This is a genomic window from Helcococcus sp. KG196 (assembly GCF_046035495.1).
Taxonomy (GTDB): Bacteria; Bacillota; Clostridia; order Tissierellales; family Peptoniphilaceae; genus Helcococcus; species Helcococcus ovis.
The window spans coordinates 13,535-36,540 of the sequence record NZ_JBFNFI010000019.1; the positions used below are offsets into that span (position 1 = coordinate 13,535).

The 23,006-nt window shown below is 26.5% G+C and carries 17 protein-coding genes, 1 tRNA gene, 1 other RNA gene and 1 riboswitch; of the genes, 16 read left to right on the plus strand and 3 right to left on the minus strand.

Annotated elements, in window-relative coordinates:
* The first annotated feature begins 21 nt into the window (after nucleotides 1–21).
* Nucleotides 22–121: riboswitch (THF riboswitch) on the plus strand.
* 236 nt (nucleotides 122–357) lie between these two features.
* The 6 genes from abc-f (at nucleotide 358) to ABGF45_RS07530 (ending at nucleotide 7,624) form a co-directional block, all read left to right on the plus strand.
* The gene (gene abc-f, locus ABGF45_RS07505; RefSeq protein WP_408112770.1) at nucleotides 358–1,917 is read left to right on the plus strand and encodes a ribosomal protection-like ABC-F family protein; all 1,560 of its coding nucleotides are present in this window, start codon (nucleotides 358–360) and stop codon (nucleotides 1,915–1,917) included.
* Between the two features lie 400 nt (nucleotides 1,918–2,317).
* The gene (locus ABGF45_RS07510) at nucleotides 2,318–2,479 is read left to right on the plus strand and encodes a hypothetical protein (RefSeq protein ID WP_167554130.1); all 162 of its coding nucleotides are present in this window, start codon (nucleotides 2,318–2,320) and stop codon (nucleotides 2,477–2,479) included.
* A 73-nt stretch (nucleotides 2,480–2,552) separates the two neighbouring features.
* Nucleotides 2,553–3,266 carry a minor capsid protein gene (locus tag ABGF45_RS07515; protein ID WP_280633976.1) on the plus strand — a complete coding sequence of 238 codons (714 nt, stop codon included), beginning with the start codon at nucleotides 2,553–2,555 and terminating at the stop codon, nucleotides 3,264–3,266.
* A 262-nt stretch (nucleotides 3,267–3,528) separates the two neighbouring features.
* Nucleotides 3,529–3,750: a DUF6275 family protein gene (locus ABGF45_RS07520; RefSeq protein WP_134744089.1), complete on the plus strand. Its 222-nt coding sequence runs from the start codon at nucleotides 3,529–3,531 to the stop codon at nucleotides 3,748–3,750.
* 199 nt (nucleotides 3,751–3,949) lie between these two features.
* A complete protein-coding gene (locus ABGF45_RS07525) occupies nucleotides 3,950–4,360 on the plus strand; it encodes a phage scaffolding protein (RefSeq protein ID WP_134744088.1) in 411 nt (136 codons plus the stop codon).
* 285 nt (nucleotides 4,361–4,645) lie between these two features.
* A complete protein-coding gene (locus tag ABGF45_RS07530; RefSeq protein WP_408112769.1) occupies nucleotides 4,646–7,624 on the plus strand; it encodes a Cna B-type domain-containing protein in 2,979 nt (992 codons plus the stop codon).
* A gap of 356 nt (nucleotides 7,625–7,980) precedes the next feature.
* On the opposite strand, the gene ABGF45_RS07535 is transcribed toward ABGF45_RS07530, so the two are convergent.
* Both ABGF45_RS07535 and ssrA read right to left on the minus strand, forming a co-directional pair.
* Nucleotides 7,981–8,056 (minus strand) — tRNA-Lys (locus ABGF45_RS07535).
* A 268-nt stretch (nucleotides 8,057–8,324) separates the two neighbouring features.
* Nucleotides 8,325–8,671: a transfer-messenger RNA gene (gene ssrA, locus ABGF45_RS07540) on the minus strand.
* A gap of 92 nt (nucleotides 8,672–8,763) precedes the next feature.
* On the opposite strand from ssrA, the gene ABGF45_RS07545 reads away from it, so the two are divergent.
* Genes ABGF45_RS07545 through ABGF45_RS07560 form a run of 4 tightly spaced genes read left to right on the plus strand, consistent with a single transcriptional unit; the run spans nucleotide 8,764 to nucleotide 11,069 of the window.
* Nucleotides 8,764–9,432 carry a YoaK family protein gene (locus ABGF45_RS07545; RefSeq protein WP_134711793.1) on the plus strand — a complete coding sequence of 223 codons (669 nt, stop codon included), beginning with the start codon at nucleotides 8,764–8,766 and terminating at the stop codon, nucleotides 9,430–9,432.
* 16 nt (nucleotides 9,433–9,448) lie between these two features.
* Nucleotides 9,449–9,919 (plus strand): ribonuclease domain-containing protein, encoded by a 471-nt coding sequence (locus tag ABGF45_RS07550; protein WP_134744085.1) that lies wholly within the window; start codon nucleotides 9,449–9,451, stop codon nucleotides 9,917–9,919.
* Nucleotides 9,912–10,751, plus strand: coding sequence for a barstar family protein (locus ABGF45_RS07555; RefSeq protein WP_134768864.1), 840 nt, complete (start codon nucleotides 9,912–9,914; stop codon nucleotides 10,749–10,751). Before ABGF45_RS07550 ends, ABGF45_RS07555 begins: the two co-directional genes overlap by 8 nt.
* A 54-nt stretch (nucleotides 10,752–10,805) precedes the next feature.
* Nucleotides 10,806–11,069 carry a PTS transporter subunit EIIB gene (locus ABGF45_RS07560; protein WP_134711791.1) on the plus strand — a complete coding sequence of 88 codons (264 nt, stop codon included), beginning with the start codon at nucleotides 10,806–10,808 and terminating at the stop codon, nucleotides 11,067–11,069.
* 513 nt (nucleotides 11,070–11,582) lie between these two features.
* Here ABGF45_RS07560 and ABGF45_RS07565 read toward each other — a convergent pair.
* On the minus strand, nucleotides 11,583–12,083 hold the full coding sequence (locus ABGF45_RS07565) for a QueT transporter family protein (protein WP_134711790.1): 501 nt from the start codon (nucleotides 12,081–12,083) through the stop codon (nucleotides 11,583–11,585).
* Nucleotides 12,084–12,267: 184 nt separating this feature from the next.
* Between ABGF45_RS07565 and ABGF45_RS07570 the strand changes: the two genes are divergently transcribed.
* The 6 genes from ABGF45_RS07570 to ABGF45_RS07595 are packed head-to-tail and all read left to right on the plus strand — an operon-like array spanning nucleotide 12,268 to nucleotide 22,976.
* The gene (locus tag ABGF45_RS07570) at nucleotides 12,268–13,212 is read left to right on the plus strand and encodes an ROK family protein (RefSeq protein ID WP_134744084.1); all 945 of its coding nucleotides are present in this window, start codon (nucleotides 12,268–12,270) and stop codon (nucleotides 13,210–13,212) included.
* Between the two features lie 13 nt (nucleotides 13,213–13,225).
* Nucleotides 13,226–16,567 (plus strand): PD-(D/E)XK nuclease family protein, encoded by a 3,342-nt coding sequence (locus ABGF45_RS07575; protein ID WP_167554131.1) that lies wholly within the window; start codon nucleotides 13,226–13,228, stop codon nucleotides 16,565–16,567.
* Nucleotide 16,568: 1 nt separating this feature from the next.
* Complete coding sequence (locus ABGF45_RS07580) at nucleotides 16,569–20,117, plus strand: UvrD-helicase domain-containing protein (RefSeq protein ID WP_134744082.1); 3,549 nt, start codon at nucleotides 16,569–16,571, stop codon at nucleotides 20,115–20,117.
* A 57-nt stretch (nucleotides 20,118–20,174) separates the two neighbouring features.
* The gene (locus ABGF45_RS07585; protein ID WP_134711786.1) at nucleotides 20,175–20,954 is read left to right on the plus strand and encodes a DnaJ domain-containing protein; all 780 of its coding nucleotides are present in this window, start codon (nucleotides 20,175–20,177) and stop codon (nucleotides 20,952–20,954) included.
* Nucleotides 20,955–20,963: 9 nt separating this feature from the next.
* Nucleotides 20,964–21,935: a peptide-methionine (R)-S-oxide reductase MsrB gene (gene msrB / locus ABGF45_RS07590; RefSeq protein ID WP_134744081.1), complete on the plus strand. Its 972-nt coding sequence runs from the start codon at nucleotides 20,964–20,966 to the stop codon at nucleotides 21,933–21,935.
* A 3-nt stretch (nucleotides 21,936–21,938) separates the two neighbouring features.
* Nucleotides 21,939–22,976: a hypothetical protein gene (locus ABGF45_RS07595; protein ID WP_134711784.1), complete on the plus strand. Its 1,038-nt coding sequence runs from the start codon at nucleotides 21,939–21,941 to the stop codon at nucleotides 22,974–22,976.
* Nucleotides 22,977–23,006 lie beyond the last annotated feature (30 nt).

The window sequence follows — 23,006 nt, forward strand, 5'->3', positions numbered from 1 at the left end:
AGATATGATATAATCTTTTTCGTTAGAGTAGATTATTAGCGGTAGTGGTTAAGAATGGGACGTTGTCTTAACACGAATAAATCACTGGAGTGATTTACTATTGATAATTGCGTTCACTACTTATTCCCTTAAGTAGTAATTATTTATTATAGTTGCATTAATTGTTGGATTTATTGCGGAGGTGATTGGAGAAATTATTCAAAGAGATAAAACAAATAAATTTACAACTATAAAAATAATTTATATAGTAATTTTTGGTGAATTGGGAGTTATGGTAAATACTATTCTTGTTGTTTTTTTAATTTTAGAATATGCTATAATTAATTTAATGTTTTAAGAGTGTTTAATGGAGGAATGATGAGTATATTATCTGTTTCAAATTTGAATCACAGTTATGGTGGCAGAGAAATATTAGAAAATGTTAATTTTAGATTATTAAAAGGTGAACACGTTGGACTTATTGGACCAAATGGTGAAGGAAAATCTTCATTTATGAATATTATAACCGGAAAATTAATTCCTGATACAGGAACAATCGAATGGGCTAAATTTGTAAAAGTTGGATATCTGGATCAATTAGCATCATATGAAAAAGATGTAACTGTCAGAGAAGTTTTGCAAGATGCATTTTCAGATTTATTTGAAAAGGAAGCAAGGATAAATGAGCTTTATATGAATATGGAAGACGCATCTGAAGATGAACTAAATGATATGATGGAAGAAGTGGGGATTTTACAAGATATTATTGAACATAGAGACTTTTACGTAATTGATTCAAAAATAGATGAACTTGCAAATAATATGGGTATAGTTGAACTGGGTTTAGACACTCCGTTTAAGGATTTATCAGGAGGACAAAGATCAAAAGTTTTATTATGTAAATTATTATTAGAAAAACCGGATATATTAATGCTTGACGAGCCTACAAACTATCTTGATGAAACTCAAATTGAGTGGTTGAGAAGATATCTTCAAGAATATGAAAATGCATTTATTCTAATTTCTCATGATATTGAGTTTTTAGATTCTGTAATTAATTTAATTTACCATGTAGAAAATAAAGAATTAAATAGATATGTCGGTAACTATTCAGAATTTGAAAGATTACATGAATTAAAACTAAAACAAATTGAAAATGCTTATAAAAAACAACAACAGGAAATTAAGAGATTAGAAGACTTTGTTGCTAGAAATAAAGCAAATATTGCAACAAGAAACATGGCTATGTCAAGACAAAAAATGCTTGATAAAATGGATAGGATTGAATTACAAAGAGAAAAACCGGATCCGGAATTTGTTTTTAAGGAAATCGGTTCAACATCAAGACTTATTTTTGAAACTAAGGATTTAGTAATTGGCTATGATGCAGAAAAACCCTTGACAGTTCCGCTAAATTTAAGAATGGAAAGAGGGGATAGAATTGCAATTACAGGTATGAATGGTTTAGGAAAAACAACCTTAGTTAAAACTCTTTTAGGAGAAATTAAACCATTATCAGGTGAAATTCATTTTGGCCAAAATTTGCATATTGGATATTTTAAGCAAGAAGAAACTTATGGAAATCAAACAGCTATTGATGATGTTTGGGATGCATTTCCATCATTACTACAAAACGAAGTAAGAGCTGCACTTGCAAAATGTGGACTTACAACAGAACAATATGAGTCACAAGTTAAAGTTTTAAGTGGTGGAGAAAAAGCTAAAGTTAGATTATGCAAAGTTATAAACAAACCTACAAATATCGTAATGCTTGACGAACCTACTAACCATTTAGATAATGCTGCTAAGGACGAGTTAAAACGTGCACTTAAAGAATATAATGGAGGAATTTTCTTAATTTCTCATGAAAAAGCATTTTATGAAGATATTGCTACAACAGTATGGAATATGGAAGAATTTAGTTTGTTGTTTAAATAGATATAAAAATATGATTACATTAATTTGTGGTAATACAGTAATATTTATAAAATTATTTACATAACCACAATTTTATTTTTCACAATCAAACTACTTTACACAAATTTCATTATTATATTAATTACATTTAATATGATTAATATATAAAGTAATATTTTAATTGTCTTTTCACTATTTTTAATATATAATACAAGTGAGATAGTTAAGGCTTATCGCCCTAACTTCTCTAGGATTTTGAAGATGATATCCAACAATTTTTCAATTATCATTAGTATTGCTAGTACTATTGTTAATCTTGTTGCTTTATCATCTTTTTTTATTCCTTGTTTCCGTTTTTTTCTCACTTGTTTGCCTTTTCCCCGCAATGCGAGAGTAATCCTACAAAAATGTATTAAAAGACTTGGGAGAAAAGGTAGAATCTACAGGAGAATTAACAATACTAAAAGCTGGAAAAGATATTGTAAATATAACTAGTGACTTACTAAAAGATATTGGAATTGAAATTAAATATAATCCTAATATCGCAAAAAAAACCATATCAAAAACCGTGGCATGGGGCTAATTTTTCAGAGAGAGTATGGAAAAATCAAAATAAGCTCCATAAAGAACTAAATGATATATTAACTAAATGAATTATCCCCGGTAATCCTACGGCTCAAATGGCTATAGAATTAAATTCAAGAATGAATACAGGTCTTCATAATGCTTCAAGGCTAATAAGAAGTGAAACCATGCACCAAATGAATGAAATCAACAAAGCTAGCATGAAAGAATTAGGGGTTACTAAAGTTCAAGAGATTGTAACATTTGATGAAAGAACATTTAGTGAATGTAGTCCGCATAACAAGAAAATTCATGATATAGATAAAGCTCCGATATTACTAAGGCATCCTAACTGTAGATGTGTGTTAGTTCCTTATGTGGATGTGGATAAAATTGCTGATGAGTTTGATAGGAGAGAAGATGAAATAATTTTGAAGTCGGAGATAGATGCTTATAGATCCGAAAACTTTAAGGCTAATAAAATTGAAGAGATAGGCAAATATTTTAGTAAAGATAAATATTATATTGGGAAATTACCTATAAGTGTGGAAGGTTTCCCGAGTGATAAAAGTGTTTATATTACAAAGTATGATATTAGTCGTATATTATTCAGGCATGGAAGCGAAATATCCGAAAATGCTATGAATAACTTAAATAAATCTATACTTAACCCACAGGAAATTTTGAAAATCAAAAATAAAGGTGACAATAGAATTATGATATTGAATAGTGTACCGGGCGATAGAAATCATTTTACAGAGTTAATATTAGTTAAAAAAATGATAATCATATTATCCACTTCTTGATGAAGAATAATATCAGAAAGGGAAAAATATTAGAAAAGCATAAAATGTTGTTTAATTCCAAGAATTAGGGTATAATATAAATAAAGATAGAGGTGAAGAATCTGTCGTTCACGGACCGAAAGGTTGCAGATGTAGGAGATGGCAGTCCTACCTATCTAAAAATTAAAAATTATTTTAGAAGCACATCCGGTAGAAATATTGGTAGTGCTTTTTTTGTACACATTTTTGAGAGTTTAGTAAAACGCAGAAGAGTAGAGCTGATATTACACGAAACAATATTGACAGAGATGATGTCTTTTGTGTTTGGTCGTGCAAGACCTTACAAAACAATAAGTGTTTAATGAGTGCACCTCATAAAGGGGCATATTATTATGAATTTACTATGAACGGCAATAAGGAAGAAATTTATATGGATGTTTACAAAAAAGTTGTAAATAAGCCTTTAGACCTTAACGGAAAAGAAAAGACAAAATTAGTAAAATAGAAAGGTTAAGGGGATCCTATATCTCCCAAGCCGATAGGGTTATCATGACACTAGTCTTTTTTTTCATTTTGTGACCCGAGTAAGTCTTTAAACTGCTTTTTTATTATGTAAAATTCAGTTAGCTTGCGACTGTAATAAAGACAAGCACTCACGATATGCGACATCGTAAAAAGCGTAGAGAAGAAAGGTAGGAAAGAATATGAATAGAACTTTTTTGAAAGGTTTAGGATTAGAACAAGAAGCTATTGAAGCGATCATGGCTGAATATGGCACTGATGTCAATGGCTTAAAGGACAAGGTTAGTAAGTTAGAAGAAGATAAAAAGAGTTTGGAAGATTCTTTGAAATCGTTTGAAGGTGTCGACATCAAGAAATTACAAGAAGATAACGAAAACTTAAAGAATACATACGAAAACCAAATTAAAGATATCAAGATTAGTAATGCCATAGAAAAAGCTTTATCTGGAGCAAATGCTAAACATTCAGACTTATTAATCGGGAAATTTGATAAAGGGAAGATTAAAATAACTAAAGATGGAAATATTGAAGGAATTGACAAATTGTTAAAGTTCTTCCTTTTTTTTCAAGTGGTTGAAACAAAAAGGCTATAAAATTACATGATAAAAAAGAATATAAAACAAAATTAAGCGGCTTTGTAAAAATATAATTAAATAAACTGTAAAAAAAAGTAGACTTTAAATGTCAATAATGTTAGACTTTAATTTACAGATGAAAACCTATCAATAAAGTATTATTCGACATCTACCAAAAGCCATTAATTCATTAATAAATCATACAATAAAATTATTTTAATCATTATACCAAAAATGGTAAGCAAAGTCTAAGTTTATTTTCAAAAGTTGAAGCAATAAACAAAGAAGGGAGATAGAAAAAAGATGAAAAAAAGAGGTAACATACAAAAGCTAACTTCGTTTTTCTTAGTTTTTGTGATGCTTTTAGGAGTAATGCTTCAAAGCAAACCTGTGTTCGCAGAAGATGTTGACCGTGTGAATACAAAAATTACTAAATTTGAAATTAAGGATAAAGATGGTAAGACTATACCTCCTGGAAAACCGCTTGGATATTGGAGCAAGTTCCGTTTGGAAATGGATTGGGATGCGAGTTCCTATGGAAAGACATTAAAAAAAGGAGATTACTTTATTATTCAACTTCCTAAACAGTTTAAATTTCCTACAGAACCTGCATCAGCGGTGAATTTTCCGCTTTATGCAGCGGGTGTAGATACTGTAGCTAGGGCACATGTTAATTCAAATGGTGAAGCAGGTGGGGGCACTGTAAAGATAACTTTTACAGATTATGTACAAAACAGAGAAAATATAAAAGGCAATATATTCTTAGAGGCTATATTTGCTCGTAAGAATATAAACGCAGGACAAGACAATCAAATTACTGTATCGATTGGGGGGGTTCCTTTTAATATCAAGGTTCTAATAGGACCGAAACCTACTCTTAATAATGAAGTATTTGTTAAATGGGGAGAAAAAGTACCCGGAGATGTAAACAAAGCAAAATGGATTCTTCGTATAAATCACAAAAAAGGACATTTCAATAATGTAGTTGTAAAAGATGAATTATTTGTTAGTTCTGGAGCACTTCCACCGGGAATTCATTATTTGAAAGATACCTTTGAGTTGAAAGAGGTAGAAATTGATGAATATGGTATCATAAAGAAGAATATAAAAACTTATAATTATGAGCAATTAAAAAACCATATAAAATTTTTAGATAATGATACTAAATTTGAATTTAATCTTAGTGGCATTCTTGGGAACACTTCAGGAAGACAATTTTCTATGACTTATAATTCTACTTATATTCCTCAGCTTAGATTGAAAAATAAAGGTAGTTTTACAAGTAAAGAAGAGAAAGATTCATCTAGCAGTCACTTTTTAAGTGCACAAGCCGGTGGTGGCGGTCAAGGGGACTTAAATCAAAAAATCAAAATTATTAAAATTGATGAAGAAGATAACACAAAAAAATTAGCTAATGCGAAATTTAAAATTACAAAAGTTGCTGACGGTTCAAGTTTTGAATTGACTACAGATGCTAACGGTGAAGCTGTTTCTCCAAAACTTGACCCCGGTAAGTATAAGATTAAAGAAATAGGAGCTCCTACAGGTTATATTCCTGACGGGAAAGAGTATGATTTAAATATAGTTGGAGGAGAAAGTCTATTCTATACAGTTAAGAATAAAAGATCAAAAGTAAAAATTAATGTTGAGAAAGCTTGGGAAGATAAGAACGATCAAGACGGAGTAAGACCAAACAGTGTAACAATTAAGTTATTAGCAGATGGAAAAGAAACAGGTAAGACACTAACTTTAACAAAAGCGGATAACTGGACAGGAAGCTTCACAGACCTTGATGAGTATAAGGCAGGAAAGAAGATAGAGTACACAATCAAGGAAGAGTCTGTAGGAAACGGCTATGTCAGTGTTATTACAGGTTCAGCAGAAGACGGTTATAAAGTAACCAACACAAGAGAACCTGAAAAGGTAAAAGTGGAAGGTAAAAAGACTTGGAATGACAAAGACAACCAAGACGGAAAGAGACCTGCTGAAATTACTATTAACTTGTTAAAGAATGGAACAAAGATAAATTCTGTAAAGGTAAAAGAAGCAGACGGTTGGAAGTGGAAGTTTGAAGGACTGGATAAGTACGAAAACGGAAAAGAGATAACATACTCCATCACTGAAGAACAGGTTGACGGCTATTCTGTTGAGATTAATGGATATGATGTTAAGAATTCCTATACACCGGGTAAGACAAGTGTACAGGTAACAAAGGTTTGGGAAGATAAAAATGACCAAGACGGAGTAAGACCAAACAGTGTAACAATTAAGTTATTAGCAGATGGAAAAGAAACAGGTAAGACACTAACTTTAACAAAAGCGGATAACTGGACAGGAACCTTTACAGACCTTGATGAATATAAGGAAGGTAAAAAGATAGTTTATACAGTAGAAGAAGTTAAGGTAAAAGATTATGAAACAGTAATAACAGGAGATCAAGAAAAAGGCTTTACAATAACAAATATAAGAATAAAACCATGGACACCAATGATACCGCCAACAAGAAATATCAAGGTAAAAAAGGACTGGAAATTATTGACCGCAGAAAAACCTGTAGACAAAATCGAAGTAGAACTATACAAAGACGGAGTTGCTACAGGAAAGAAATTAGAATTAAATAAAAATAACAATTGGATTGGAGAATTTAAGAACCTTGAAGTAGCAAATGGATTAGGAAATATCAACTACCATAAATACACAGTAAAAGAAGTAGGAGAAAAATTCTATGCTATTCAACTTGTAGGTAAATGGTATGGAGTAAGCTACACCGGTAATATGAAAGATGGATTTACAATTACCAACAAAGAAAAAACACCATGGACACCAATGATACCACCAACAAGAAATATCAAGGTAACAAAAAATTGGAAATTATTGACCGCAGAAAAACCTGTAGACAAAATCGAAGTAGAACTATACAAAGACGGAGTTGCTACAGGAAAGAAACTTGTACTTACAAAGGACAATAATTGGATTGGAGAATTTAAGAACCTTGAAGTAGCAAATGGATTAGGAAATATCAACTACCATAAATACACAGTAAAAGAAGTAGGAGAAATCGATAAAGCTATAAAGCTTGATGGTAAAGTATTTATTGTAAGTTATGAAGGAGATATGAAAACAGGGTTTAAGATAATAAATAAAGAAAAACCACCGGTACAACCTAAAAATCCTAATACATCAGATAATTTTACAAATATGACTTTTATAAGTATTACAATTATTTCTGCTTTAGGATTGGGCTACATTTCGCTAAATAAAAACAAAAAAATAAATAGATAAATTTTAATTCATGTTTATTATATAAATATAATTTGTAAGAAGAGTTAAAAATATAAAAAAGTTTGCATATGCAATTCATTACTTATTTTAAGACTACAAGAAGCGTTAAAAAAAGAATTAAGAATATAATAACTATTAAGCACTCTTAACAGGGTGCTTTTTTAGTGTTAATGTCAACATAAAAATGTACAAATTTGATTATATAAGAAAGTATGTCACAATACTAGGTATATTATGGCGAAAATAGTTTAAAACAGGTACAAAACAAGCAAAAAAAATATTAATTCAAACCATAAGAAAAAGACTAAATCTTCAAGTTTCCTTAAGATTTAGCCTTTTCTCTCTATAATATACAATGGTGCTCGATCAGGGGCTCGAACCCTGGACCCACGGATTAAGAGTCCGCTGCTCTACCAACTGAGCTAATCGAGCTAACGAATTAATTATACTCCTACATGGCAATTATGTCAATATTTTTTATTCAGTACAAAAAATATATAAAATAATAGAGATTTAAAACCAAAGTAAATATATAAATAATTTGGTTTGATATCATAAATGGAAAGACAAAAAAAGTAGGACCAAAGTTATGAATACCAAATAAATTGTTCTAATTTGTAAAATATAAGAAAATAATTTTCAAACAAATTAGTATCACTAAAAAAACAAACGTGTAAAAATACACGTTTAGAGGTATATTTGGTGGAGATAGCGAGATTCGAACTCGCGTCCGAAGTACCTTCCGAAAAACTTTCTACATGTTTAGTTGATTTTAAAACTTTCCAAATAGATTATGAACCAACAAAATAATCTAAATAGTAGCTTCATAGTACACTATTTTGTTCAAAGCTTTACAAAATAGGTTGCCCGAAAAATATGATACTAATTGAAAGTCTCGGGAAACGATCAATTAGCATATGCTGCAATTAAGCAGCAAAAGCGAAGTTATTATCTTCTGCGTTTAAATTTAATTTGCTATTTTTAGGAAGTATGCCCTTCCACATGCTTATCTTTGTTCCGATACCCCGTCGAAACCTGAGTATCCCCATATATCTATATTATAAAAAATAAGAGAACTAAAGTCAAACATGATGTTTTACAAATTAATAAATTGATGTAAAATAAAAAAGAGGTGACAAATGATTGATTTTAATATAAAAAAACAAACATCAGAAAGTTTTAGATTAGGAGCATTGCTAGCTTTTTCTGGTGGCTTTCAAGATGCGTATACATATAATTTAAGAGGAAAAGTGTTTGCGAATGCACAAACCGGTAATATTGTATTAATGAGTCAAAATATATTTACGGGAAATTTTTCTAAAATATTTTGTTATTTATTTCCTTTAATATTATTTGCTTTAGGTGTTTATGTTTCTGAGAATTTAAGGAATAAATATAGGAATAATACTAAAATACATTGGAGACAAATAGTAGTTTTATTTGAAATAATAATATTGACAGTTGTTGCATTTATACCAGAAGAATTAAATTTGATAGCAAATGGAATGGTTTCTTTTTCTTGTGCAATGCAGGTACAAGCATTTAGAAAAATACATGGAATAGGATATGCTACTACAATGTGTATTGGAAATATTAGAAGTGCTATGGAAAATTTTACAATTTTTCATAATAGAAGAAACAATAAAAATTTAATAATATTCTTTTATTATACAGGTATCATTATTTTATTTGCATTTGGTGCGGGACTTAGCGGTTATTTATCCGGTGTATTAGGATTAAAAACTATATTGATTTCTTCTTTAATTTTATTAGTTGTTTATATTTTAATGTTTAGGGAAGAAATATAGAGTGAAAGAGGTTTATATGAAAAAGGATAGAGTTTTAAAAGGTGTTTTAATATTATTATCAATAGTATTTTTGTTTTGTATTAAGGCGTTTTTATTTAATAATAGTAGGATTTTAGATAGACAAAATAATGTTAGTGGTGTTAAACTGAATGAAAATAAAGCTTATTATTCTAAAAATGATGTTGCATTGTACTTGTATACATTTAAGCGATTGCCTAAGAATTATTTAACTAAAAATGAAGCGAAAAAACTTGGATGGGATTCATCAAAAGGTAATTTATGGAAGGTAACAGATAAAGGCGTAATTGGCGGTGATGTATTTTCTAATAGAGAAGGTAAACTTCCGAAGAAAGATAAATATTTTGAAGCTGATGTTAACTACAAGGGTGGCAAAAGGGGAGCTGCAAGGTTAGTTTTTACAAAAGATGGAAAAGTAATTTATTATACAGGAGATCATTATAAAAATTTTGAGGTGTTATATGAGTAATGTAGTATTAAATGGTAAGGATTTTTTAGATAAAGAAAAGTTTCATGATATTATGAAAAATAGCTTTAAGTTACCGGGTTATTATGCAAGAAATTTAGATTCATTATGGGATTTATTATCTGAAAAAAATTCTCTAAGCATATTGATAATGAATGCTGATATGATTCAAGTAAATCTTGGAGAATATGGTAAAAGTGTAATGAAATTATTTGATGATTTAAATCAATTGGAAGGCTTTAAGGTTGATTATATTTTTTCGGGATGTTTTAAGGATGATTTGAATTTTTCAAAAAAAGATGTTATAAAAAGCAAAGGAAATTATACAATTAAAAATTTAGAAAAATTAAAACCAAATATAGATGATTCTGTATTTATTGCAGAAGGAGCGAGAATAATAGGTAATGTAGAAGTTGGAAAAGATTCTTCAATTTGGTATAATGCGACTTTAAGAGCGGATTACGGAAAAATTAAAATAGGAAAAAATTCTAACATACAAGATAATGCGGTTATACATTTGTCTCATGATTCAGATACAATTATTGGTGATAATGTTACTGTTGGACATTCAGCAATTATTCATGGGGCTAAAATTGAAAATGATGTTTTAGTAGGGATGGGAGCTATAGTTTTAGATAATTGTGTTATTGGTGAAAATAGCATAATTGGAGCTGGGGCTTTAGTTACAAAAAATAAAGAATTTCCACCAAAGTCATTGATTATTGGATCTCCTGCAAAATTTGTAAGAGAATTAAGCGATGATGAAATTTATTCAATCAGACAAAATGCTTTGGAATATATTCAAAACGCAAAAAAATATAAAAATAATTTATAATCTTACTAAAAAGTGGTATAATATATAAAACTAAATTAAAATAAGGAGGATAAAATGAATACTTCAGATTTAACAGTATCAATCTTAGAAGGATTGGGTGGAATAGAAAATATACAATCGATGTCTAATTGTAAAACTAGAATTAGAGTAGAAGTAAATGATATCGAAAAAGTGAATCAAGCAGATTTAAAATTAATTTATGGAATTATTGGGGTTGTACCATTTGGTTCTCAAATTCAGATTATTTTAGGACAAAAAACAGAAGAAATTGCGGAAGTATTTTTCAATAAATTGAAGATTAAAAATGGAAATAAATAAAAATAGATATAAGTTCAGTGAAGAGTACTCTTTTCGATTTGTTTTTTATAACCGGATTCTGGGGACGAATCAGCATATAAAGAAGTAGTTACCTGCTCTTTTTGTAAGTTTGGCATTATTGCATGGCTCTCTGGATAAATTTATGAAGATGGAGAACGTGTAAAAGACAAGTCAAAGTAAGAGATTAGCTTGGCTAATTAAATATTAATAGTTTTTATGACACTTACATAACAGTAGGTGTCTTTTTTATGCCTATTTTTAGGAAATAAGGTGATTAAGTGACAAATAGAATAAAGGGGATTACTTTTGAGGTTAAATGTTTATTTAAGATGTTTTCTAATGCACAGGGAAACGAAAATATTATGAATAAAGCTTAGCAGTGATTTTTCTAAGAAAAAAATTTAGGACAAAAAATCCAGAGACAAATATTTCTAAATGCCTCTGGTATAAAGTCCAACTTTTTGGAGCAATCTCATTTTTGTGTCTTGGAGTTTTTAACTTATATCTAATTTTTTATTTTTTTAAGATTTTTTTTGTTCCGCCAACTACTTCTATAAATTTTTCTTTTTTAGTAAGTAGCATGTAAACTGGAACTGAAATTATTGTCATTATTATAAATTCTGATGCCATAACTTGTAAAGTCATAACCTCAAATGAACCAAAACCAGCTAAAAAGGATAATTCATAACCAATTATAAATGCGAAAATTGTTGGCCATAATGATGCAACAATGATATTTTTTGATTTAGTTATAAAAAATAGAGATATAGCTGTGTGTAATGTTCCGAAAATTAAATCTATAGATCCTAATGTAGACCAGAAATTTGAAATAAATACCCCTAATGTAACTCCGATAGCATTTATTGGATTTAAGAATGCTAATAAATTTAGTATTTCAGAGTATCTAAACTGTATTGGGCCATAAGAAAAATCACTTATACTTATAGTAAGTACTACATAAATCGCAGCTATTATAGCTTGTCTTGACATTTCTTCCAATGTTAATTTCTTCATTTTTCCTCCTTGATTTTTATAGTGGGTGCCAAGTAAACACTATGTATTATAAAAATACCAATTAAGTATATAACATTATTAGAGGTATTTCAAATATTTTGATAATATTATGTATAAATTTAATGAAAACATTCACATTTATTGATATAATAAGTAGTAAATAATAATATTTCGGAGGATTAAAGTGAAAAAATTTGTTGTAGGTATTGATATAGGTGGTAGAAGTATGAAATTTGGTTTATTTACTACTGAAGGAGAATTAATCAATAAATCAAATATACCAACTAATCCAGAAAATAATGGAAAAGAAATTTTACCTGATTTAGTAGAACATTTAGAAAAAATAATAGAAAAATATGAATTAAATAAAGATAATTTACAAGGAATTGGTATTGGAATTCCCGGACCGATTTTAAATAAAAAAGTAGTAAAAACAGCTGTAAATTTAGGGTGGGAAAATAATACAAATGTTGCAGATTATATCGAAGAAAAATTAGGATATAAAGTACTGGTTGAAAATGATGCTAATGTTGCAGCACTTGGTGAATTATGGAAAGGTTCGGCTGAAGGATATAAAAATGTTGTAATGGTTACACTTGGTACAGGTGTAGGTGGAGGTATAGTTGTTGATGGTAATATTATATCCGGTAGAACCGGCTCAGGTGGAGAAATTGGTCATATGCCGTTTTTAGAACAACCTTTATCAAGAACATGTGGTTGTGGTGGAAATAGATGCTTAGAGCAAGTTACATCTGCAACAGGAATAGAATATTTAGCACAAGATTATTTATTTGAACATGATGAAAAATCAATTTTAAGAGATTTTGATTATGTTGGAGCAAAAGAAATTTTTGATGCTGCAAAAGATGGTGATAAGGTTGCAGAAGAAATTATGAAACAATATAATGATCATTTGGGAAGAGGATTGGCGATTATTGCAGCAATAGTTGACCCTGATGTGTTTGTAATTGGCGGTGGAGTTTCTAATGCGGGTAAGTTTTTAATTGATGGGATTCAACAATCATTTAAGCAATATGCATTTTCAGTTCTAAAAGATGTTAAATTTGAATTAGCAACATTAGGTAATGATGCTGGAATGTTTGGGGCTGCAAAATTAATTTTAAGTTAAATAGGAGATGAAATTGAAAGTATTATTGTCTAGATATATAAATGATAGTAAAAAATATTTATATAATTTAATAGAACAAAAATTAATAGAAGGTAAAACTATATATATTGTTGTTCCGGAGCAATTCACATTAGGAACAGAGTTAGAAGCTTATCAGACGCTTAATATAGATTCAACATTAAATTTAAGGATTAAAAGTTTTAAGACAATAATAAATGAAATTTTACATTTAAATGGAGGCAGAACACTTAATTTCTTAAGTGATTCTGCTAAATTTTTAATTATTCAGTCCATTTTATTAGAAGTAAAGGATGAATTAAGAATATTTCAAAAAAATATTTATAATAAAGATTTTATTGAATTATTGTTAGGATTTATGGAACAGATTATTTCCAATAAAATTAATATTTATGATCTTAAAAATATTTTAGAATCCGATCAAATTCAAAATGAATTAAAACAAAAATTAGAGGATATTTTCCTTATTTTTGAAAAATTTCAAAAGTACAAATTGTATTCAAATTATCATTCAATAGATAGAACAGATGTCGCAATTAATAGTATAGAAAACATTGAAAAGTATAAAAATATATCATTTTTCTTTTATAAATTTAATGATATGTCAAAACAAGAAATAGAAATAGTATCAAAAATTGATAAAATATCAGAATTTACATTAATAAATATCACAATAGATGATAGACTGTTGAATAACAGAAAAGAAAATGTTGAAGATTATGAAGTATTTGATATTTCAATGAAGTTTTTAAATTCATTAAATAAAAAAGAGTTTAACAATAAAATAGAGTATATTAAACCCGATGAAAAAAAATTCTATACAAAAAATGAATTGTTTTTAGATAAATTATTTTCATATAATTTATATTCAGTAAATCAAATTACAAATAAATTAGATAATATCTACCTAACAAGGACAAATAATACTAATCAAGAAATTGAAAGTTTAGCTTTAAATATAAAAAAAGATATAATAAATGAAAAATATAAATATTCAGATATAGCAATTATTGTAACAAATAGAGGGGAATATTTTGAAAAGATAAAAAAAGTATTTCAAATAAATGAAATACCATATTTTATAGATGAATCGATAAACCTACTTAGAAATCCGATGATAAAATATATTAAATCTATGATAAATATGTTAAATACAAATTTAAGTACTGCTTCCATTTCTCAATTTCTTAAAGCTTCATTTTTACAAGATTTAGATAATGAAATAAATATTTTTATATCATTTATTTCACGTAGAAAAATATTTGGGAAAATGATTTTTGAGGATAAATATTTTAATGTTAGTGAAAATTCGAAATTTTATGTTGAAGAGGATCTTGAAAATCTTAATAAAATTTTAATGATTAGAAAAGTGTTATTAAATATAATTGGAGAAATATATGAAAATAGCATTATTTATAGAATAAGAAAAAAGAATGATTTTAAATATTTTACAAATGAAATTTATAAGATATTTTTTAATGAAACTCTAATTAATTCATATAATAAATATGAACAAAATCTAAATGAAGATGAAAAAGACGAAAACAAATTGATATGGGATAATTTTGTTTTGTTACTAGACGATATTTATAAATTAATATCAGAAAAAGAAATTGAATTTGAAAAATTTTCAGATATTTTAACATCTGCAATTGATAATTTTAAGATAGGAATCATTCCTCCTAGCCAAGATCAAATAATAATTGGAGATATAAAAAGATCAAGATTTAATTCTGTTAAAAAAATATATATAGTTGGAATGTCAAATTTATATTATCCAATACTTAATAATGATATAGATATTTTTTTAGATGATGAAAAACAAATTTTAATAAATAGTGGAATAGATTTAAATAATACATCTGAAAATATTAATTCAAATGATTTATTATCTTTTTATGAACTTTTGTATACTTCATCAGAAAAACTACATTTTAGTTATAGTTTAGTTAATTCATCAAATGAATCTATGAATAAAGCATCAATTTTAGATTGGGTTATAGCTATGATTTGTCCTGAAAATTACAATAAGGATGAACTAAAATATAATGATGTTATATATTCTAAAACACTTATAAATAAATATCTTCCATTAAAATTGTTAGATATAAAAAATAAAGTTTATATTTCAAATGATGAAACCATATTTATAAAAAAATTATTAGAGAAAATTTCTAAATATGAGGGATATCAAAATGTGAAAAATGCTATACAATTATTAAGAAAAGATAAAACTAGAAAAAATATTAGTAGAGAAGTTGCTGGAAAAATATATAACTTAAATAAATTTAGTATAAGTCAATTAGAATCATTTAATGCCAATCCTTATGAACACTTTATAAAATACGGGATTAAACCAAGAGAATTTAATACATATGATATATCTAAATTAGACACAGGGAATTTCATGCATGAATATATGAAATATTCAATCGAAAATTTATATCATAAAAAAGGCATTGAAAATGATGTTATATTTAATAAAGCATTAGACATCACCTTTGATGGTTATAAAAAAGAAGACTATAAAAATAAATATTTTATAAATCAACTTATGAGGCATTCTAAATCATATTTAGATATAATAAGTGAACAAATAGATTTTTCTTCTATATCTAAGATTTTTTTAGAAGAAAGATATGGAAATAATGCTGTATTTCCAGCTATAAAAATTAAATTAGATGATGGTAAAATTGTAAATATAGAAGGTAAAATAGATAGGGTTGATGAGTATGATTACAATGGTTTCAAGTATTTTAGAGTTATTGATTATAAGACGGGCAATAAAACCTTTGATATAGCTAAAATTTATCATGGAATTGACTTGCAATTAATGCTTTATCTTGAAGCGACGGTAAATAGTGATAAAAATGGAAAAGCTATAGGTGCGTTTTATCAAAAATTAAATAATGAAATTAGTTATGAAATAATGAAAAATAGTGAAGATGAAAGTAAAATGTTTAAGGATTTTAAGCTTGAGGGTATAATAAATAACAATCAAAATTTGTTTAAGATATTGGATTGTGAAACTGATGTAACAAGAGTAAACAATTCTAAGATATTTAAGTTTGATGGTAGGGCATATGCTTTGGAAAAGAAGGATAATGCTGTGAATGATGAATTCTTTAAAAATATGTTTGATCATAATAAGAGAAATATTAAACAAACGGTTGAAAAAATAAAAAATGGTGATATTTCATTAAGACCTTATAAAATGAATAATTTTAGTCCATATGATTATTCAAAACTAAAAACTATTTCTAAAGATGAAGATTTGAGATATGAATATTTAGATAACATTGATTGGAAATTTGTAAAAGAAAAATTAGGAGATTAGCATGAGTAAGATAAAATATACTCCGGAACAAAGAGAAGGTGTATTTTTAAGAAATAAAAATATTATAATATCAGCTCAAGCAGGTGCTGGTAAGACTCAAGTTTTAGGAAAAAGAATTATTCATTTGCTTGAAGAAAAAAGAATAGATATAGACAAGTTCTTAATTGTAACATTTACAAATAAAGCTGCTGCCGAGATGAAAGACAGGATAAAAAAGGCTATATCAGATCGAATAAAGGATGTTGATTCAGAAACTAAAATATTCTTAAAAAAACAATATAATAAAACGACTAATGCTCAAATATCAACTATGCATGCATTTTGTATAGAAGTTCTTAGAAGTTATTTTTATAAATTAGGGATAAATCCTGCATTCAAGATTCTTACCGGTTCAAGTTTAGAAGTTATTAAATGGCAGGCGATGAATGAAGTTTTTGATGATTTATATAAAACTGAAGATTCACAATTTTATTATTTACTTGATAATTTTACTAGAAAATATAGTGATGAATACGTAAAGGAAGTTTTGTTCAAATTATATACTTTTATAAATTCTCAAATTAATCCATTTGAATGGTTTGATTATCAGATAAAAAAATATCATTTTAAGGATTTTTACGAAAACATTAATGAATATAATAATAGAAAAAAAGAGATGTTTTTGTATTATAAAACAAAGATTGATGAATTATATGTAAGATATGAAAAAATTTATGCTGATATAATTTTATATTCTAAGATAAATAATTTAACTATATATAAAGAAAATATTAACTCTGATAATCTTGAAATATTAATTATAAAAAATACTTCTGATTATCAAGAATTACAAGACTCTATAAATAAATTTTCACTTGAAAAAATGGAAAGCATTACGGATAAAAAATGTGAAAAATTGGGAATATCCATTGATGATAGAGATTATCTAAAAAATAATATCAATGAGTATAGGAATTCATTTAAGAAATTAATTTCTGAAATTGTATTAAATGTAGATGAAGATATATATTATGAAGATATATCAAAGAGAAATTTAGAAGCTATGTATATGATATTGGAAAAATTTGATGACAGATTTAAGCTATTAAAATCGAAAAAAAGTTCATTAGATTTTTCGGATATTGAACATCTAACTATTAAATTATTAGATGATGAGGAAGTTGTAGATGAGCTACGTAAAAAATTTGAATATATATTTTTTGATGAATATCAAGATTCAAATCAAGTTCAAAATTATATAGTAAACAAAATATCAAGAGAAACAAATTTATTTTTTGTAGGAGATATTAAACAAAGTATATATAAATTTAGACTTGCAGATCCTTTGATATTTAAGGAAAGATATGAATTATATAAGAAAAATACTGAACTAAACAGTGCCATAGATTTAAAACATAATTTTAGGTCGGAGAGAAAACTTATTTATTTTAATAATTTTATATTTAATAACTTAATGACAGAAGAAATGGGTGATGTAAATTATGATGATGAATCACATAGATTAACACCCGGATTTGATGAATATAATGATGAAAAATCAAATATAGAATTTACATTTATAAAAAAAAATAAAGAAGAATTAAAAGAAATAAATGTAAAAAAAGAATATTATAATAAAAATCCTGAAGCCATTTATGTTGCAGGAAAAATCAAAGAATTACATGAAAGAGGTATTGAATACAATGAAATAGCTATTTTAGCTAGAAATTCTACTATTATTCCGGAAATATGCGAAAATTTAGAGCTATTAAAAATTCCTTTTTATTCTGATTCTACAAAATTTTCATATAATGACGTAGAAATGCAAATTTTTATAGAAATATTAAAAGCTATAGACAATGATACTGATGATATAACATTATTATCAGCCCTAAAGTCAACTATGGGTAATTTTACTGATGAAGATTTGGCTATAATAAGAGGAAATAATAAAGATAATTCATTTAATTATTGTTTTAAAAATTGCTTAAAAGATGAATCTTTTATAAAGGATTATAGTGATATTGCCGAAAAGATTAAAAAATATTTTTCTAAGATAAATAAATATAGAAAATTAGAAAAAAATATGACTATTTCACAATTAGCATGGTATGTTTTATTAGATAGTGGACACATGTCATATGTCTTATCAAAACCTTATGGAGATAAAATTATGGATAATATAGAAATTTTTATAAGGGAAATTTCTGAATTTGAGAAAGATTCATTTCAAACATTAAATTCATTTATAAATTATATAGATAAAATGATTGAAAGAAAATTAGTTGACAGAGATCCGGGAGCTGAATTATCCGAGGAAGATAATGTTGTAAGGATAATGACTATTCATAAATCTAAGGGATTGGAATTTAATAATGTGTTTTTGGTATCATTAAATACTAAATTTAACGAAGAAGATTTAAAAAGTAATATTGTTTTAAATGACAAATTTGGTATTTCGCTAAAAAATAATATTAAAGATGAAAATGATATTTATACCAGTTTACATTATAGAAAAAATTGTGATTTAAAAAGGAAAGAATTATTATCGGAAGAAGTGAGATTATTATATGTTGCATTGACAAGAGCTACAAAAAGCCTATATTTTGTATCTAGTTCATCTAAAGATATTATTATTGATAATGATTATAAAAGTTTAAGAACATATAGTTCTTGGATGTATTCAATATTATCTAAAGATAAAATTTCCGGTGATTATTTTGATGAAAATAAAGAAACGGATTATTTTAAGGGGAAAAATGTATCAATAAAGTTTAATAATGAAAATTTTGTTGAATTGATAAAAAAATATAATTATCTAAAAGCTGTTGATGATTCGGGTGAAGTGAATATAGGTGAAAATAAAAAGATTGAAAATGAAATTGATAAATTATTAAAGAAATTAGACATTACTTATGATAATTCAAAAATTAATATTCCTTATAAAAAGACGGTAACAGAAATATCTGCAAAAGATAAAAATACTTCATCAGATTTTAAGGATTATGAAATAATATGTGAACAAAAACAAGAAGTTGAAATTAAAGGAATAATGTCAAATAGACCTAGATTTTTACTAGATGATAGTCAAGAAAAAATTTCTAGTCTTGAAAAGGGGAGTCTATATCACTATATATTTGAGATGTTACCTATAATGGAAAATATTAATATAGATGAATTTTTGTTGAATTTAGTAAATAATAACTATATTTCAAAATCAGAATATAACTTTGTTGATAAATCAATAATAACTGATTATGTAAACTCTTTTTTATTTAAGAGATTGTTAAATTCTAAAAATGTATATAAAGAAAAATCTTTTACTATGAAATATAAAGAAGATATTCAAAATAATTCAAATATATATTTAGTAGATGGACAAATTGACATGTATTTTGAAGAAGATGGTGAATTGGTAATTGTTGATTTTAAAACTAATAAAAAAATAGATGAAGAAATATATAAAACACAATTAGAATTGTATAAACAAGGATTGGAAAGAGCTACAGGTAAAAAAGTAAAAGAAAAAATTATATATTGGATATTTCATAATGAATTTTCATCTATATAATTTTTACATATTTCTTTTTTAATATATAATATAGAATATTAACAAATTGAGGTGAAGATGAATAAAATTTTAGGATATTTATTAAATGGGATTGGAAAAATAAATAATTTTCTTATGAAATATACAATAAAAATATTTGAATTGGTTACTAACTTCAGTAAACAGATAAAACTTTTTGTGATTCCAATTTTTATATTAGGTTTAGTTGGACTTTTTATGTTTCCGTTTTTATTATTTTTATTATTATCAAGACATGTACAATATTTGTTGATAATATTACTATTACCTATATTAATTGCTTTTATAGGAGAAAGAAGTCTAATTTATTTGAGAATGTGGGAATATGCTACAAATAATTATTTATTTGAAAAAGCGGAATCAATTACAAAAAAACAAAAAAACACAAAAAAATTCTCTGATTATATAGAAGATTATAAAGAAATGAAGAGAAGAGAATTTGAAGAAGAGATGAGAAGAAGGGAAGAAGCTAGACGAAGAAGACAAGAAGAGGAAAATGCCAAATGGCAAAAAATCTTTGAAGAAGCTTTCGGTCAATTTGGTGAATTTAATGGAGGGGCTTATCAAGGTGGATACGGTAATAATCAAACATATAGTCCTTTTTCACAATTTAAAATTCAATATGAAAATGCTTGTGATGTGTTAGGAGTTTCATATAATTCTGATTATTCTGAAATAAAATCAGTATATAGAAAATTAGCTAAAAAATATCATCCGGATTTAAGTAAAGAAAAGAATGCTGAGGAAATGTTCAAAAAGATAAATAATGCATTTGATTTTCTTTCGGAAGAAAATGTAAAGAGATATAAACAAATATAAGAGGTTAGAATGAAAATAAAAAGTGAAATTAATGCTAAAGAAAATGAAAAAGAGATTTACTTAGCAGGAGGATGTTTTTGGGGGACTCAGGCGTATTTTGATATGATAGATGGAGTTATTGCGACAGAAGTCGGATACGCAAATGGAATAACAGAAAATCCAACATACAAACAAGTATGTACAGGAGCTACAGGATTTGCAGAAACAACAAAAATTATATATAATCCTTTAAAAATCAATTTATATCAATTGTTGGAACAATTTTTTAGAACTATAAATCCTACCTCTCTAAATAAACAGGGAGGAGATATAGGAACCCAATATAGAACAGGTGTATATAGCCTAAATAATGAAGATAGACAGACTGTTAGAGAATTTTTTGAACTGGTTAAAAATAATTATGACAAAGAAATTGTTGTTGAAAATAAAATTATAGAAAATTACTATATAGCAGAAGAGTATCATCAAAAATATTTAGAAAAAAATCCGGGTGGATACTGTCACGTTGACTTATCACTATCTAGTGATGATTTAAAATACACAAAATATGTTAAACCATCTGACGAAGAATTAAAAATTAAATTAACAGAAAAACAATATCAAATAACACAAAATGCAGACACGGAAATGCCATATTCAAGTGAATATGAAGATAATTACGAAAAAGGTCTTTATGTCGATATAGTTACAGGTCAACCATTGTTCGCATCTACAGATAAATTTGATTCCGGTTGTGGATGGCCATCATTTAGTAGACCTATTGAAGATGCTGTAAATTACTATGAAGATAATAAATTAAATAGAAAAAGGATAGAAGTAAAAAGTAAATCAGGAGATACACATTTAGGTCATGTATTTAATGATGGACCAAAAGAGCTTGGGGGATTAAGATATTGTATAAATGGGGACAGCTTAAAATTTATACCATACGATGAAATGGATGAAAAAGGATACTCAGAATATAAAAAATATGTGGAGTAAAAAGTGTTAGGTGAAGAGAAACATACTAAAATAAGAAAATTAAAAGTGAAAAGAAAAAATGATAAAAGGAAAAAATTGATTTTATTTTCTTTTGTATTATTTTTTTTACTGTTTATAATTTTTATAATGCTCAATAGAAAAAATAATACAACTAGGTTTACTTATTCAGATAAGCTATTTAATGAAAAGTTCAAAAACTACAATAAAAATATGTATTATAAAAAATACGATAACAAAGATGGAAAATATAAAGAAAACAAAAATTACAGATTTTTGATAAATAATAAAGTTAAAAATAATTATGAATCATATTTATATGAAAAAGTAAAAACGTATTTAGAAGATAATAATATATTAGAGGAAAATATATCTTTATATATAAAAAAGGGGAATTATGATTTATTAAGAATAAATCATGAAGTAAAAAAGGACAAGATAGAAATATTACCTTTAATGAAGCTTATAGTAATAAGAAATGCAATAGATGAAAAAATCATTAAAATGGAAGATAATATGCTGCTTGATAAATCAGATTTAGTAGGAGGAAGCAAAATATACAATGTATCAAATATTGGAGCTAGTATTAAACTGGATAGGATAATAAATGAAGCTTACATAAATGGGGACAATGCAGCTAAAAATATATTGGATAGGTACTTAGCATATAGAGGTATAAGAATTAATGAATATTTCTCAGATGAATTTAAAGACCATGATTATATTAATTTTTCGGTGAAAGATATAATAAAAGTAATTGAATTATATAATAATAAATCAAATACATTAAATTCGGTTTTTGATCATTATCTAAGAGAAAAAAATGATTTATTTCTTAAATCTATATATAGTAATGTAGGAAATCAAAATATACTAAATAAAAAGGGGAATATTTATGATTATGGTGTTGTGAATACAAATTCTAAATATTATTATGCTATCTTTTTAAACAATATAGAAGAAAAACATATAAACAATATAGGGGATTTAATTAATAGAACAATTGAAGAGGTTGAAAATATACGAAGTATACAGACAAGATGAGATTATATTTAATAATCTCATTTTTTTTAT